Genomic DNA, 15,570 nt, shown 5'->3' on the forward strand with positions numbered 1-15,570 from the left:
TCATCGCTGCCGGCAAGAAGCCCAAGGTCGCCATCGTCGCCGTCATGCGTAAGCTCATCGTCACCCTCAACGCCATGAGCCGACACAACCTCCCTTGGCAGCCTGCCGGCGCTTAGGCCAAAAGACAGTTGCTCCCCATTTGAATGGGGAGGAATTTCCTCGTCATTGCGCCGCGAGCGCCAGGTTGTGGCCGCCGCGCGAGGCGTTGAAGCGGTCGAGCACCTGGCCCGGCCCCTTGGCGTGCTCGACGTAGCCCTTGCCGTCGAAGGTCATGACGCCGTTGCAGAACACGCCGTGCACGCCGGTCGGCTTGCGGATGGTGCGGCGGCCGCCGCCCGGCAGGTCGGCGACGCGCTCGGCCGGCGAGACGCCGACGGTGGCGGGATCGAACAGCAGCAGGTCGGCCTGGGCGCCAACCGCGATGCGGCCGCGATTCTGGATGCCGTAAAGGTCGGCGGGATGCGAGGTCAGGCGGCGGATGCCCTCGACGATGTCGAAGTCGCCGCGCTCGCGCACCCAGCGCGCCAGGAAGTGCAGCCCGAAGCCCGCATCGCACATATAGATGAGGTGGGCGCCCGCGTCGCTGAGCGCGACCACGCCGGCCTCGTGCTTCAGCAGCCGCGCCACGCCGTCGTCGCCGACATTGAGGAAGCGGCCGAGGAAGGCGGTCTCGAGGTTCTCGTCGAGCGCCAGGTCGAGCATGACGTCGAGCGGGTCGCGATGCTCGGCCGCCGCGATCTCGTGCAGGTAGCGGTTGGTGTACCTGGCGTTGCCGGGCTTGTGCGTGACCGCGACCATCACGCGGTCCCAGTTGCCCTGGAAGATCATGCCCGGCCGCGGGGTCTTGGCGTTCTCGCGGAAGGTGGCGCGCCACGAGGCGTCGCGGAACACCGCCTTGAGCTGCTCGGGCGCGTAGGCCTTGATCGGGTCGAACGCCGAATGGCTGTAGAACGGGTAGGCGTTGGCCATCGTGAAATCGAACGACAGCGGCTGGCAGGGGATCTGGATGTAGAGCCCGTTGCCGCGCCGGATGGCGGCGGCGCAGTCGTCGAAGATCTTGATGGCGCGATCGGGCGCCTGCTCGTTGTACATGGCGACGCCGGTGCCCTGGAAGAACGGCCGGCCGTGCCTGGCCGCCATCGGCTCCAGCTCCTGCGGCGTCTTCACGCCCGAGGCGATGGCGACGACGCCCCTGCCGCGCGGCCCCATGGCGCCGACCAGCGCATCGAGCTCCTCCATCGGCGCGATCGTCGAGGGCATCGGCACGCCGCCATAGCCCGAATGGTTGAGCGAGTAGGAGGCGCCGAGGCCGATCGCGCCGTTGGCCATGGCGTCGGCCACCATCGCCTTCATCCGGGCGATTTCCTCGGGCGTCGCATCCTTGCGCTGCGACGCCGCCTCGCCCATCACCGCGGTGCGGATGGTCGAATGACCGGCCAGCACCGCGACGTTGGCGTAGGGCGCGCGCCGCCGCAGCATCGCCATGTAGTCGCTGAAGCTCTCGAAATCCCACGTGATGCCGGTGCGCAGCGCGTCGAGGTCCATGCCCTCGACCACCGAGAGGTTGCGGATCACCAGGTCGCGGGCATCGGCCGGCGCCGGCACGATGCCGAAGCCGCAATTGCCCATCACCGCCGTGGTGACACCGAGCGACGGCGAGGGCGAGAGCGTCGCATCCCACGTCACCTGCGCGTCGTAGTGCGTGTGCACGTCGACGATGCCGGGTGACAGGGTCAGCCCGCCGGCATCGATCGTCCGGTCGCCGCCCCTGATGTTGCCGATGTCGGCGATCTTGCCGTCCTTGACCGCGACATCGGCGCGCCGCGGCTCGTTGCCCAGGCCGTCGACGACGGTGGCGCCTCGAATGACGAGATCGTTCATGGCTTACCTCTTGCGGCTGAGCGCGCCGTAGGCGGCGAGCGCGGCGTGGTTGACGAGATCGCTGACGGTCGCGCCCATCTGGACGATCTGCGCCGGCTTGGCGAGACCGTCCATCACCGGGCCGATCACGGTGACGCCGCCCAGGCTCTGCATCAGGCGCGACGAGATGTGGGCCGAATGCAGGCCCGGCATTACCAGCACGTTGGCCGGGCCGGTCAGGCGGGCGAAGGGATAGGTCGACGTCAGCAGCTTGTAGTCGAGCGCCATGTCGGCCTGCATCTCGCCGTCGTACTCGAAGTCGACGCCCTCGGCATCGAGCACGCGGATCGCCTTGCGGATGCGGTCGATGCGCTCGATCTCGCGGCTGCCGAAGTTGGAGAACGAGGCGAAGGCGACGCGCGGCTGGTGGCCCATGATGCGGGCGTTCTTGGCCATCTGCTTGGCGATCGAGGCGAGCTGCTCGGGACTCGGCGTCTCGTTGACCGCGGTGTCGGCCAGGAACACCGTGCCGTGGCGGGCGACGATGATCGAATAGCCCATCGCCACCTTGCCCGGCTCGACCTCGATCACCCGCTTGACGTCGCCGTAGCACTCGGGGAAGCGGCGCGTGATGCCGGTCACCAGGCCGTCGGCGTCGCCCAGCGCCACCATGCAGGCGCCGAACACGTTGCGGCCCTGGTTGACCATGCGCTGCACGTCGCGGCGCAGGAAACCGTCGCGCTGCAGGCGCTTGTAGACATGCTCGACGTAGGGCGCGTTGCGCGTGCTGAGCCGCGCATTGTGGATCTCGAGCCCGTTGTCGTCGGTGATCCCGAGGCCCTTCATCGTCTCGCGCACCTGCTCCTCGCGGCCGATCAGGATCGGCGTGCCGTAGCCGTTGTCGCGGAACACGACGGCGGCGCGGATGGTGCGCTCCTCCTCGCCCTCGGCGAAGACGATGCGCTGCGGGTTGGCCTTGACCTGCTCGAACAGGCTCTGCAGCCAGTGATTGGTCGGATCGAGGCGGCCGGCGAGCGCCCGGCGGTACTCCGCCATGTCGGGGATCCTGCGCCGCGCCACGCCGGAATCCATCGCCGCCTGGGCGACGGCCGACGACACCACCGAGATCAGGCGCGGGTCGAACGGCACCGGCACGATGTAGTCGGGTCCGTAGCGCAGCCGGCGGCCGGAGTAGGCGCGGTCGACCTCGTCGGGCACGTCCTCGCGCGCCAGCTTGGCCAGCGCCTCGGCGGCGGCGACCTTCATCTCCTCGTTGATGGTGCGCGCCCGCACGTCGAGCGCGCCGCGGAAGATGTAGGGGAAGCCCAGCACGTTGTTGATCTGGTTGGGATAGTCGCTGCGGCCGGTGGCGATGATCGCGTCGGGCCGCGCCGCGCGCGCGTCCTGCGGCGTGATCTCGGGATCGGGATTGGCCATGGCGAAGATGATCGGCTTGTCGGCCATCGACTTCACCATGTCCTTGGTCACCGCGCCCTTGACCGACAGGCCGAAGAACACGTCGGCACCCTCCATCGCCTCCTTCAGGCTGCGCGCCTTGGTGCGCACGGCGTGGGCGCTCTTCCACTGGTTCATGCCCTCGGTGCGGCCCTGCCAGATCACGCCCTTGGTATCGACCAGGATGGCGTTCTCGTGCGGCAGGCCCATCGCCTTGATCAGCTCGATGCAGGCGATCGAGGCGGCGCCGGCGCCGTTGACCACCAGCTTGACGTCCTTGATGTCGCGGCCGGTGAGATGCAGCGCGTTGATCAGGCCGGCGGCCGAGATGATGGCGGTGCCGTGCTGGTCGTCGTGGAAGATCGGGATGTCCATCAGCTCGCGCAGGCGCTGCTCGATGATGAAGCACTCCGGCGCCTTGATGTCCTCGAGGTTGATGCCGCCGAAGGTCGGCCCGAGGTAGCGCACGCAATTGACGAACTGGTCGACGTCCTTGGTGTCGACCTCGAGATCCATGCAGTCGACGTCGGCGAAGCGCTTGAACAGCACCGCCTTGCCCTCCATCACCGGCTTGCCGGCCAGCGCGCCGATGTCGCCCAGCCCCAGCACCGCGGTGCCGTTGGAGATCACGGCGACCAGGTTGCCGCGGCTGGTGTAGTCGTAGGCGGTGTCGGGATTCTTGGCGATCTCGATGCACGGCGCCGCCACGCCCGGCGAGTAGGCGAGCGCCAGGTCGCGCTGCGTCACCAGCGGCTTGGTGGCGATGATCTCGATCTTACCCGGCCGTCCCGAGCGATGCATGATCAGCGAGTCGCCGTCGAGATCGCCCATCTCGTTGCTGACCGCCGCTTCCGCGCCCGTGCTTGCCATATGCGTTTCACTCCCGATTTGACGGCCATATTGGCGACAACTGTCGGAGCCTGCCAGACCCCGGTCTGACACTCATGTCGCGCTGCAACGCAAATGTGAAATAGTGCCGAATGGCTGGACTCATCCTCGAAGGGGTCACCGGAGCGGGCAAGACCCGGCTGTTCCACGCCATACAGGCGTGGCTGGCCCGGAACCGCGCCAGCAACACAAAGCTCTTCCTGAGCGAGCACTATTCCGAGCGTGTCCTCGAAGCGCGCCACAAGGCCGGCGACCTCGGGGAAGGCGAGGTGGTCGCCCATCCGGACGGGCTCCTGCAGCCGCTGAGCCATCTCGAGCGGCTGTGGTCGCAATCCGGATTTTCGGCTGCCTCGGGGGCGGCCCGTGTCGTCACCGTGATCGAGCGCTTCCTGCTCGGTCACATGGCAAACATGAAATGCCGGCAACCGGATCGCTGGCCAGCCGCGTACGCGCCCGCCATCGAAGGCCTTTACCGTCGGGCCGACGCCTTGGGCCTGCGGACGATCGTGCTCGTTCTGCCCGCGGGCGTGCTGGCCGAGCGCATCCGATCGACCCGTGCGCATCGCAACGCGGCGTGGTCGGCTTTTCTCGACAGCTTCGGCAGAGACGACGCGGCCATTGCCCACTTCGCGCACTGGCAGGCTCTGATGCTCGAGCTGATCGCTCGGTTGCCGCCGATCGTGCAGCCCAAGATCGTCGACATGAGCGACGTCACCCGGCCGGAGGACTATGCCGACCTCGCCCGCCGGCTGTGCGAGGAGATCTTTCGCTGATCCGGTGGCGATCAGCGGAGGCGGGAAAGGCTGTCCGACGCGCGACTCTCCAAGGATTTCGCTCCTTGGACGCGGGCAAGATCGATCGCCTGCTGCAGGGCAGCGCGCGCGCAGCGAGGTTGGGCGTCTCGCCGACCAACCCGCGCTCCTGGGCGTCGCCGCGGCCTACCAGGTCGCCGACCACGACAATGCCGGTGGCGATGCCGATCCGCACGGCCAGCGGCTGGCCATGAGCATCGAGCCGCGCCGAGGGCGGCGTCGAGCCGACCAGATCGCAGAACATCACCGACAGCTGGCGGCGCTCGGCCGACGTGGCGGTCTCGCGCGGCGGCGTCGCGACGACATTCTCGCCGGACTTGAGCCTGGCGATTGCCGCCAGCAGCTTGCGCCGGTGCCCGATCGACGTGACACCGAACCCGATCAGGTCTTCGGCCGTGAGCTCGGCCAGCACCTCGCTGTCGATGTCGTTGGCGAGGAATGCCGGCGCGTCGCTCTCGAGCCCAGGCCAGCGAGCCAGGCGGACAAGTCGATCGTCATGGTCCCACTGGTCCCCCAAGAAGCCGAGACGATAGCACCTTCGGTCGAGGGCTCGGCATGGTGGATTTCACAGATTGTGCGACCGATCCGCTATGGGCCACGGGAGGATGCCGGGCCACTACAACCTTGACGCGAAACTGGAAGGCGAGCACTTTCACGAGATGGTTTGTCGGTGGCGAGTATGGGGGTCGGGCGAGGCACCAGAATTCGATCTCAAGGGGGAGCTACGATGACATCGACTATGACGCGCCTGTTGGCAGGGTTATCGGTGCTCGCGTTCGTGACGGGCTGCACGCCGGCTGCGGCTCCGATTGTTCCAGGGTCCCCGGTTTCGACCGTTGGCACGGTGACCGTCGGCGTGATCTACACGCCACCCGGGCCAGGCTTGGCGACATGGAGTTACGAGATTGCCGATACGGCGGGCGCATTCGATCGGGTTTCGCTGAGCTTTGCGGTGCCATGCCGGTTGCCGAGCTCGACTCCTTCGGCGTCGAACACGCCGTCTACACCGCCGAGCCCCAACTACATCGTCAACTTCGTCATCTCGACGTCGAAGGCGAAAATCACAGTCCCTTGTGACGCTGCGGCCGGCGGGACGGCAACGGTCAAAGTCCTGACGACGAGCGGCACCACCGTGACCGGCCCCACCTTCTCGGTGTTGGGGCCGCGGTAAGCCCGACGGCCTAGTCCTCGGGCGCGGGTATGTTGAGCATATCGTTGAATTTCTGGCGCGCCGCGTCGTCGTCCAGCTTGGTTTCGACCGGCGAGGCGTCGTGGCCCTTGGGCTGGGCGAAATGGGCTGTCCCCGGCAGCGCCACGACCAGGGCCAAGACCACGAGCTGGGCGGCGAGATAGGGGGCGAGCGCGCGGGCCAGCGGGCGCGTCGCCGTCTTCTGCTTCATGGCGCTCCGCGCCATCATCACCGCGTAGCCGGTCGGCGGCACCAGGAACGAGGCCTGCAGCGCGAGCAGCGCCAGCACGGCGATCGCGGCACCGGTGGCGCCGAACGGCACCAGCTTGACCCAGGCATCGAGCAGCCGGTCGGTGCCGAAGGCGCGAAAGACCAGGGTGAAGGTCGTGGCGGCGATGAACAGCGCGAACAACGCGCCGCTCACCGCCATGGTATCGCGCAACACCGCGCCGAACGCGCCGCCCTTGAGGCCGCCGCTCAGCCAGCCGAACAGCAGCAGCGCCGTGCCGCCCATCGCCGCCGCCTCGACGGCATAGAAGTAGCCGGCCGCGACGCCGGTCAGCAGGCCGATCACGAACAAGGCGGCGACGAGGCCGGTCAGCCATTCCAGGGCCTCGGGCTTCTCGGCCGCGCTACGCGCCGGATGGCGGCGGCCGAGCGCCCAGGCGACCAGCAGGCAGAGCACCAGGAACAGCGCCGCCGGCACCAGCGCGCCGCGGAAGATGTCCTGGGTGTTGACGATGCGCACCGTCGCCCCGGTGACGTTGGCCGCCTCGGTGTGGGCGCGCATCATGGCGTCGCCCAGCAGGATCAGGACCAGCGACGGCGGGATCACCACGCCGAGCGTCGAGGCGACGCAGACCAGCGCCGTGCTCTCCGGTACCGGCGTGCCGCGCGCCGTGAGCTTGGGCGCGACGCTGCGCGACAACATGGCGACGCTGGCGCCCACCGAGCCGTTCATCGGCGCCAGCAGCGCGCCGAGACCCAGGGTCGCCATCGCCGGCGCGCCGCCGCTCTTGCCACCCAGCGCGACGCCGCAGCGGAACAGCCGGTCCGCGAGCGGCAGGCGGTTGAGCAGCGCGCCCATGAAGACATAGAGCGGCAGCGCCTGCAGCAGATCGGTTTCCAGCAGGCCGACGATGCGCGTCGGCAGCGCCGTCAGCAGGCCGTATTCGAGCCCGCCCGCCAGCACGCCGATCGCGGCGAAGGCGACCGACACGCCCATCAATACGGCAAAGGCCGGCAGCCCGGTCGCCAGCAGCACGATCGCCACCGCCAGCAGCATCCAGAGGCCGGCCGTCGCCATCAGTTGCGTTTCCGCAAATCGAGCAGCGCTTGCACCAAGGCGAGCAACGCCAGCAGCGCCGCCGCGACCTTGATCAGGAAGTAGCCGAAGTTCGTCGTCTCGGGGAACTTCTCGAGCCCCCTCACCGAGCGCTGAACGATCGGCCAGGTCGCCCACAGCATGAACAGCGACCACGGCGCCACGCAGAGCAGCGCGCCCCAGCGGCCGATCGCATCGCGCACTCGGGCCGGATAGTCGTGCGCGATGGCGTCGACCGCGAGATGGGCGCGCTCGCGGGTGGCGAAGGTCACCGCGAGGCCAACATAGAGCGCGAAGATCCACTGCCCGAGATCGTTGGCCTCGCGGCTGCCGGCGCGCACGAACTCGCGCAGCGGCCATTGCAGGAACAGGAGCAGCGCCACCGGCAGCACCAGCCAGCGCGCGGCCGCGAGACCGTAGCCTACGGTCCGGTCGATCCTGTCGATCCAGGCCATTCGTTCTCCCCCTTCCGCATGCTACCCGTTCCTCATGGGAGAGCCCAACGACGATGTCCTGATCGGCCGGCTGGTGCGCGCGCTGGGTGGCGTGCCCGGTATCCGCGCCATCGTGCTCGGCGGCTCGCGGGCGCGCGGCGAGGCGGCGGCGCACTCCGACTACGACATCGGGCTCTACTACGAGGCCGACAACCCGATCGACACCGGGCGGCTCGCCAAGGCGGCGATGCTGCTGCCCGGCGCCGCGTCGTCGTCGGTCACCGCGATCGGCGACTGGGGTCCGTGGATCAACGGCGGTGCTTGGCTGACGGTTGGCGGCCAACGTGTGGACCTGCTCTATCGCGAGCTGGGCAAGGTGCGCGGCGTGATCGAGGCCTGCTGCGCCGGCCGGATCGAGCGGGTCTACCAGCCCGGCCATCCGCATGCCTTCGTGTCGGCGATCTACATGGGCGAGATGGCGCTGGCGCGCGTGCTGTGGGACCCCGACCAGGTGCTGGCGCCCCTGCAGCGCCGCTGCGCGCCCTATCCGCTGGCGCTCGGCGAGGCGCTGATCCGCACCTTCCTGTGGGAAGCGAAGTTCGCGGTCGAGAACGCCCTGCACGGCCGCGGCCGCGACGATCCGGCCTATGTCGCGGGCTGCGGCTTCCGCGCCGTCGCCTGCCTCAACCAGAGCCTGTTCGCACTGAACGGCGTCTATCTCCTCAATGAGAAAGGAGCGACCCAAGCGGCGGAAAAACTGACACGCCGGCCGTCCGGTTATGCTGCACGCGTCGGGCAGGCGATCGGTTCCGGTGCTACGGGCCTGCCGGCGCTGATGACGCTGGTCGAGGAAACGGCCGCGTTGTGCACGTTATCCCCATCGCCATCCCCATCGCAGTCGGGCGGGGCTGCATGCTAGGCCGGGGCGTGCCCGACACCAGCCAGAACATCTCGGCCCCAATACCGGCGGACGCCACGCCGATGATGCGCCAGTACCTGGCGGTCAAGGCGGCGCATCCCGACCATCTCGTCTTCTACCGCATGGGCGACTTCTACGAGATGTTCTTCGAGGACGCCGTGAAGGCCTCGGCGGCGCTCGATATCGCGCTCACCAAGCGCGGCCAGCATCTCGGCGAAGACATCAAGATGTGCGGCGTGCCGGTGCACAGCCACGAGGCCTACCTGTCGCGCCTGATCCGGCGGGGCTTCAAGGTCGCGGTCTGCGAGCAGGTCGAGGACCCGGCCGAGGCCAAGAAGCGCGGCGCCAAGTCGGTCGTCGAGCGCGCCGTGGTCCGCGTCATCACGCCCGGCACGCTCACCGAGGACGCGCTGCTCGATGCGCGCAGCCACAACTACCTCTGCGCGCTGGCCGAGGCGCAGGGCGAGCTGGCGCTGGCCTGGCTCGATCTCTCGACCGCGGACTTCGCCGCCCAGCCGCTGCAGCCCGCGCAGCTTGCCGCCGCGCTTGCGCGGCTCGCGCCCGGCGAATTGCTGGTGCCCGACCGCCTGCTCGGCCGCGAGGCGCTGAAGGCCGCGCTCGACGACTGGAATTCCATCCTGACGCCGCTGCCGTCGGCGCGCTTCGATAGCGACAATGCGCGCAAGCGGCTGCAGGCGGCGTTCAACGTCGCGGTGCTCGACAGCTTCGGCGCCTTCTCGCGCGCCGAGGTCGCCGCTTGCGGCGCGCTGCTCGACTATGTCGAGCTGACGCAGGCCGGCAAGCGGCCGGCCCTGACGCCGCCGCGCCGCGAGCGCGCCGACGGCACGATGGAGATCGACCCGGCGACGCGGCGCAATCTCGAGCTGGTGCGCAGCCTCGACGGCCGGCGCGACGGCAGCCTGCTCGCCACCGTCGACCGCACGCTCACCGGTCCGGGTGCGCGCCTGCTCGCCGAGCGCCTGGCCGCGCCGCTCACCGACAAGGCCGAGATCGAGCGGCGTCTCGACCTGGTGCAGCTCTTCGTCGAGCGGCCGGCCTTGCGCGCCGAGGTGCGCGAGGCGCTGAAGCGCACGCCCGACGTCGAGCGCGCCCTGCAGCGCCTGTCGGTCGGCCGCGGCGGCCCGCGCGATCTCGCGGCATTGCGCGACGGGCTCGACTCGGCCGAGGCGCTGGCCGCGCTGCTGGGCGCCGAGCCCGAGGCGCTGATGCCGGCGCCGGCACCGCTGGCCGCGATCGTGACGGCCGCGTCGAACCATCGCGCATTGATCGACTCGCTGGGTGCGGCGCTGGCCGACGAGCCGCCGCTGCTGACGCGCGACGGCGGTTTCATCCGCGCCGGTTATCGCGCCGAGCTCGACGAGCAGCGTACGCTCCGCGACGACAGCCGCAAGACCGTGGCGGCGCTGGAGGCGAAGTACCGAACGGCGGCCGGCGTGGCCTCGCTCAAGATCCGCCACAACAACATGATCGGCTACCACATCGAGGTGACGGCGACGCACGCCGACAAGCTCGATCTGGCGGGGCTCGGCTTCACGCGCCGGCAGTCGATGTCCAACGCCACGCGCTTCTCGACCGCCGAGCTCGCCGACCTCGAGACCCGCATCGGCCGCGCCGCCGACCAGGCGCTGGCGCTGGAGCTCGCGATCTTCAACACGCTGGTCGCCGAGGCGATGGCGGTGTCGACGGCAGTCGTCGCTGCTGGCCGTGCGCTGGCGGCACTCGATGTCGCGGCGGCGCTGGCTGAGCTGGCGGCCAGCGCGAATTACGTGCGGCCTCTCTTGAGCGACGACACCTCTTTCGGCATCGACGGCGGCCGCCATCCCGTGGTCGAGGCGGCGCTGTTGCGGCAGGGCGCGGGCTTCGTGCCCAACGACTGCGCGTTGGGACCCGAGCGGCGGCTGTGGCTGCTGACCGGCCCCAACATGGCCGGCAAGTCGACCTTCCTGCGCCAGAACGCGCTGATCGCGGTGCTGGCCCAGTCGGGCGCCTTCGTGCCGGCCAGGCAGGCGCATATCGGCATCGTCGATCGCCTGTTCTCCCGCGTCGGCGCGGCCGACGACCTGGCGCGCGGCCGCTCGACCTTCATGGTCGAGATGGTCGAGACCGCGGCGATCCTCAACCAGGCGACGGCGAAGAGCCTGGTCATCCTCGACGAGATCGGGCGCGGCACCGCGACCTTCGATGGTCTCTCGATCGCCTGGGCGGCGCTCGAGCATCTGCACGAGGTCAACAAGTGCCGCGCGCTGTTCGCCACCCACTATCACGAGCTCGGCGCGCTCAAGGAGCGGCTGGCGGCGCTGGCGCCCTACACCATGCGGGTGAAGGAGTGGCAGAACGAGGTCGTGTTCCTGCATGAGGTCGCGTCCGGCGCGGCCGACCGCTCCTACGGCATCCATGTCGCGCAGCTCGCCGGCCTGCCCGCCGCCGTGGTCGCGCGCGCCGAGGAGGTGCTGGCGGCGCTGGAGAAGGGCGAGCAGTCGGGCGCGGTGACGCGGCTCGCCGACGACCTGCCGCTGTTCGCGGCAGCACCGGCGCGGCCGGCGGGCGGCGTCACGCGTTCTGTCGAATCGGAATCCGACAAGAGGTTGGCCACGATCAATCCCGATGAGCTCACGCCCAAGCAGGCGCTCGAGCTGCTCTACGAGCTGCGCCGCCTCAAAGGGTAGATCCCCGCCGCGGCGCAATTTTACCCGGGTATTTTGGGTGCGGGGGGTGGGCCGGATTCCCGGATTCGCAAGGAAAACCCTTATGGAATCGACATCGGGAGCGTCCGGCCGCTCGGCCGATTCCAGCCGAACGGAATGTGCTCTAAGGCAGCAGACCCAAGGTGCGGCCGGGGTAGCCGGTGGCGTGGAAGTAGACGGCCTGGTCGGCGCGCTTGGTCATCAGCACGGTGACGTTGCCCCGCGCGCCGGGCTCGGAGCGCAGCACGCCGGTCTGCACCAGCGGCATGGTTCCGCCGTTGGGCAGCGCCCCGACCAGCGCGGGCGAGCTTGAGGATCGTCTCCTCGTTGAGGAAGTCGCCGAACTTCCTGTCGACCTCGGCCAGCACAGTGTTGTTCTCGAGCGGCGCCACCGGGCTCTGCTGTGCCGCCTGCACCGGGAAGCCGACATAGATGTTGTTGGAGAAGTCGCCGGTGTCGCCGAGGTAGTGGCCGGTCGCCATCGCCGAGGCGTTGGCGGTGGTGAAGGTCGGGAACAGCGAATGGCTGTTGCTGAAGCGCACACCGCGCTGCATCAGCGCGGCCATCGCGGGCGCGGTGCGCTCGTCGACCATGCCGGGTCTGAGGCCATCGGCGACGAACAGGATGATGTTGTTGGGGCGGGCCGGCTGCTGCTGCGCGTCGGCGGGAAAGGCCAGCGCCAGAACGATGACGAACAGCAACCGACGCATACGGACTCCCCCCAGCCCTGGAGGGCGCAGTCTAACGCGCCGTGCCGCGCGGACGGAGTCGCATGTTGCGGAACGGCCGGTCCTCGGGCTCCGGTTGCTGCCAGTCTGCAAGCGCGCGAAACAGCGACGCCAGCACGTGGCCGGCGATCGCGAGCAGCAGGCAGTCGGCCAGCCGCTGGGCGGCGACCATGGCGGCCGGCATCCACGGCTTCTTCGGCAGGACCTCGAGGCCCCACTGGGTCGCGGCATAGATCGCCATCGACAGCAGCACCGCGCCGACGATCAGGCGGAACAGCTTGGGCCGCACCGGCTCCGACAGGCGCCACGCTTGGCCGAGCGACAAGGGGGCGCCGGCGCACCACGCCGGCACCAGCAGGATGACGAAGGCGAGCACCGTCGCCCACACCAGCAGGTGCGGCAGCCAGGCGAGCAGGGTCCCGAGCGGCACGACCATCGCCGACGGCAGGCCGCGGGCGACCAGCGCCTGTTCGATGCCCTGCAGTTGCAGCCAGCTCAAGCCCATGGCGAACAGGAAGAAGACGATGGCGAACATCAGGAACGGCGCCGGCACCAGCGCATGGCGCAGCGTGTCGACGCCGTCGCAGGGCGCCGCATCGTCGAGCAGCGATTCCTTGATCCAGCGATCGAGGAACAGGGCGTAGATCAGCGCGAACAGGAAATGCCAGCCCTCGGGCCGGCGCAGGAAGGTGAACTGCTTCACCGTGTCGACGAGATAGGTGCCGGCCGCCGCCAGCCCCACGATCGGCAGCACCAGCAGCCAAAACAGCGCCTGGCTGCGAAGCCAGAAGGCGATCGCGTCGATGATCAGCAGGAAGAGCGGCGTGCGCTCGTCGACAGCGACCCGGTGCTGGGCCATCGCGCTCCTATGGCTACAGGCTCTTGCGCGCCAGCGCGGCTCCCTGTGCCAGGGCGCGCAGCTTACCGTAGGCGGTGGCCAGCGTCATTGGCGCCATGCCGCAATTGGTGCAGGCCTGTATCCGTTCGGGGTCGACGAACTCAGTCGCGAGCTTCAGCGTCGCCGCGACCTCTTCGGGTGTTTCAATTGTATCCGACGCGACGTCGATGGCGCCGACCAGCACGGTCTTGTTGGGCAGCAGCTTCATCAGCTCCGGCGGCACGTGGCTCTGCCGGCATTCCAGCGAGACCTGCTGGATCCTGCTGCGGTCGAGCGCCGGGAAGGTCTTCTCGTACTGCCGCCAGCTCTCGCCCAGCGTCTCCTTCCACTTGATGTTGGCCTCAATGCCGTAGCCGTAGCAGATGTGCACGGCGGTCGTGCACTTCAGGCCTGCCGCTGCCTTCTCCAGCGCCGGCACGCCCCATTCCACGGTCTCGTCGAGATAGACGTTGAAGGCCGGCTCGTCGAACTGCACGACGTCGACGCCGAGCTTCTCGAGGTCCTTGGCTTCCTGGTTCAACAGCTCGGCGAAGGCGAAGGCCATCTTCACCCGGTCGCCGTAGTAGCCGTCGGCCAGGGTGTCGATCAGGGTCATCGGCCCGGGCAGGGTGAACTTGAGCTTGCGCGCGGTCGCGGCTCTCGCGACGCGCGCTTCCTTCTCGTGCACGAACTTGCGCCGCTTCAGCGCCGAGGTGACGGTCGGGCAGTCGGCGTCGTAACGGTTGTTGCGGATGCCCATGCGCACCTTCTTGCCGAAGTCGACGCCGTCGACCTCGGCCAGGAAGCCGTGCACGAAATGCTGCCGCGCCTGCTCGCCGTCGCTGACGATGTCGATGCCGGCCTCTTCCTGGCGCTTGATGGCGAGCGCGGTCGCGTCCTCCTTCGCCTCTTGCAAGGGCGATCCGGCGAGCGTCCACGGCGCCCACAGCACGTTGGGCGAGCCAGCTCGGCTTGGGTAAGCTGCCGGCGAGCGTGGTCTCGAACATCCTATCCTCCCGAAACGGTATTCATTGTCGTCATGCCGAGCGCCGGCCTGGCTTCGGGCGGCAGCACCTGGCCGAAGGTGCCGGGCGCCCGCCAGTGCAGGGTACCGAACGCGCCGCAGCTCTCGCACACCGAGCGCCAGCTCTCGTGATGGGCGTGACAGGCCGAGCAGCGCCACGCCTTGTCGGCCGGTGCGTGCGCGGCGCGCGACAGCCAGTCGTGCACCTTGGCCTGGTCCGATTGCGCGCGCTCCTCGACCTCGGCCATCAGGCGGCAGACCCGCACCGTCGGATTGCTGCCGCCGGCCGCGTCGAGATAGCGGCGCGCCTCGCCCCACAGGCCGGCGTCGAGCGCCACCTTGGCGAGCGCCAGGTTGCTTTCCAGGTCCTCGGGTCTTTGCGCGGTGAGCCGGCGCACGATGCCGACCTGCTTCAGCGGATCGCTCTCGCCCGACGCCTTTATGTAGAGCTCGGCGAGGTCGGGATGCGGCGCCAGCGACCACGTCTTCTCCAGCGTCTTCATCGCCCGCTTGCCGTCGCCCGATTTGATCTGCAGCTCGGCCAGCCGGCTCGCCACCGCGATGCGCTCGGGCGCCAGGCCGAAGGCCTCGCGCGCGAAGGCAAGTGCCTGCGCATCGTTGCCGTCGTTCTCGCCGCTGCGGCTGCGCTCGACCAGCAGCAGGGCCCGCAGGGTGCGGGCGCGATCGGCGGACACAACCTTCTGCCGCATGCCTGTCTCGAGCGTCTCCTGCGCGGCTTTCCACTGGCCGGTCTGCGCCTGCATGTCGAACAGCGAATGCACCACCCACGGCGTCTGCGGCCTGAGCGCAAAGGCGCGCTGGGCGTAGGTCAGCGCCTGCTGCTGGTTGCCGTCGCGCAGCGACTGGGCGATCAGCCCGCGCAGGCCGAGGAAGGCCATCTCGTCGTCCTCGAGCATCGCCTTGAAGGCGCGGGTTGCCGAGTCGCGATCGCCGTTGAGCTGCGCCGCCTGCGCCGACAGCAGCAGCGTCAGCGGCGGCTCGGACAGGAGCTGCTCGGCGCGCCTGGCGTGGCGCTGCGCTTCGGTGCCGTCGCCTGCCGCCACGGCGGCGAGGCCCTGCGTCAGCTCGCGATAGCCCTTGCGGCGGCGGCTCTCGCCCCAGCCCTCCATCAGCGCGCCCGGTGCGCCCATGATCCAGCGATAGACCAACCACAGCGCGATGCCGACCAGGATCAGGATCAGCACGGCGACTAGCAGCACGCCGACACTGGTGTCGAGCCGCCAGCCGCGCCATTGGACCGTGACATTGCCCGGCCGCTCGGCCAGCCAGACGGCGCCCAGCATCGCCACGCCGGCCAAAACGAACCAGATCAGCGTGCGGATGAAGGTCATCGG

At 69.3% G+C, this 15,570-nt stretch carries 11 protein-coding genes and 3 pseudogenes; 5 read left to right on the top strand and 9 right to left on the bottom strand.

The annotated features are described in order from the left end of the window. Positions 1-116: pseudogene (locus J0J01_RS12430) on the top strand (IS110 family transposase); the annotation flags it as partial. Between the two features lie 46 nt (positions 117-162). On the opposite strand, the gene J0J01_RS12435 reads toward J0J01_RS12430, so the two are convergent. Together J0J01_RS12435 and J0J01_RS12440 are read right to left on the bottom strand one after the other, a co-directional pair. Beyond that, positions 163-1,881, bottom strand: coding sequence for an amidohydrolase family protein (locus J0J01_RS12435; protein ID WP_296380980.1), 1,719 nt, complete (start codon positions 1,879-1,881; stop codon positions 163-165). A gap of 3 nt (positions 1,882-1,884) precedes the next feature. Then, the gene (locus J0J01_RS12440; RefSeq protein ID WP_296381335.1) at positions 1,885-4,146 is read right to left on the bottom strand and encodes an NADP-dependent malic enzyme; all 2,262 of its coding nucleotides are present in this window, start codon (positions 4,144-4,146) and stop codon (positions 1,885-1,887) included. Between the two features lie 149 nt (positions 4,147-4,295). Here J0J01_RS12440 and J0J01_RS12445 point away from each other — a divergent pair, with 149 nt between their 5' ends. Continuing rightward, the gene (locus J0J01_RS12445; RefSeq protein ID WP_296380982.1) at positions 4,296-4,976 is read left to right on the top strand and encodes a hypothetical protein; all 681 of its coding nucleotides are present in this window, start codon (positions 4,296-4,298) and stop codon (positions 4,974-4,976) included. 106 nt (positions 4,977-5,082) lie between these two features. Here the strand turns inward: J0J01_RS12445 and J0J01_RS12450 are convergent. Then, positions 5,083-5,493: pseudogene (locus J0J01_RS12450) on the bottom strand (adenylate/guanylate cyclase domain-containing protein); the annotation flags it as partial. 261 nt (positions 5,494-5,754) lie between these two features. On the opposite strand from J0J01_RS12450, the gene J0J01_RS12455 reads away from it, so the two are divergent. Continuing rightward, complete coding sequence (locus tag J0J01_RS12455; protein WP_296380984.1) at positions 5,755-6,186, top strand: hypothetical protein; 432 nt, start codon at positions 5,755-5,757, stop codon at positions 6,184-6,186. 10 nt (positions 6,187-6,196) lie between these two features. Here J0J01_RS12455 and J0J01_RS12460 read toward each other — a convergent pair whose 3' ends face one another. Together J0J01_RS12460 and J0J01_RS12465 are read right to left on the bottom strand one after the other, a co-directional pair. Then, positions 6,197-7,510: a TRAP transporter large permease subunit gene (locus J0J01_RS12460; RefSeq protein WP_296380986.1), complete on the bottom strand. Its 1,314-nt coding sequence runs from the start codon at positions 7,508-7,510 to the stop codon at positions 6,197-6,199. After that, positions 7,510-7,983: a TRAP transporter small permease subunit gene (locus J0J01_RS12465; RefSeq protein WP_296380987.1), complete on the bottom strand. Its 474-nt coding sequence runs from the start codon at positions 7,981-7,983 to the stop codon at positions 7,510-7,512. Before J0J01_RS12465 ends, J0J01_RS12460 begins: the two co-directional genes overlap by 1 nt. Positions 7,984-8,017: 34 nt before the next feature. Between J0J01_RS12465 and J0J01_RS12470 the strand changes: the two genes are divergently transcribed. Beyond that, positions 8,018-8,881 (top strand): nucleotidyltransferase domain-containing protein, encoded by an 864-nt coding sequence (locus J0J01_RS12470; protein WP_296380989.1) that lies wholly within the window; start codon positions 8,018-8,020, stop codon positions 8,879-8,881. Then, the gene (mutS, locus tag J0J01_RS12475; RefSeq protein WP_296380991.1) at positions 8,875-11,568 is read left to right on the top strand and encodes a DNA mismatch repair protein MutS; all 2,694 of its coding nucleotides are present in this window, start codon (positions 8,875-8,877) and stop codon (positions 11,566-11,568) included. The genes J0J01_RS12470 and mutS overlap by 7 nt, the downstream gene beginning before the upstream one ends. A gap of 80 nt (positions 11,569-11,648) precedes the next feature. Here the strand turns inward: mutS and J0J01_RS12480 are convergent, their stop codons facing one another. From J0J01_RS12480 to J0J01_RS12495, 4 genes and pseudogenes are all read right to left on the bottom strand, one after another. Continuing rightward, positions 11,649-12,287: an alkaline phosphatase family protein gene (locus J0J01_RS12480; protein ID WP_296380994.1), complete on the bottom strand. Its 639-nt coding sequence runs from the start codon at positions 12,285-12,287 to the stop codon at positions 11,649-11,651. A gap of 40 nt (positions 12,288-12,327) precedes the next feature. After that, positions 12,328-13,173: a hypothetical protein gene (locus tag J0J01_RS12485; protein ID WP_296380996.1), complete on the bottom strand. Its 846-nt coding sequence runs from the start codon at positions 13,171-13,173 to the stop codon at positions 12,328-12,330. 13 nt (positions 13,174-13,186) lie between these two features. Further along, a pseudogene (locus tag J0J01_RS12490) lies at positions 13,187-14,198 on the bottom strand (methionine synthase). A gap of 1 nt (position 14,199) precedes the next feature. Further along, on the bottom strand, positions 14,200-15,567 hold the full coding sequence (locus J0J01_RS12495; protein ID WP_296380997.1) for a heme biosynthesis HemY N-terminal domain-containing protein: 1,368 nt from the start codon (positions 15,565-15,567) through the stop codon (positions 14,200-14,202). Positions 15,568-15,570: the final 3 nt, after the last annotated feature.

It is taken from the genome of Reyranella sp. (genome assembly GCF_017305915.1).
In the GTDB taxonomy this organism is placed as follows: Bacteria; Pseudomonadota; Alphaproteobacteria; order Reyranellales; family Reyranellaceae; genus Reyranella.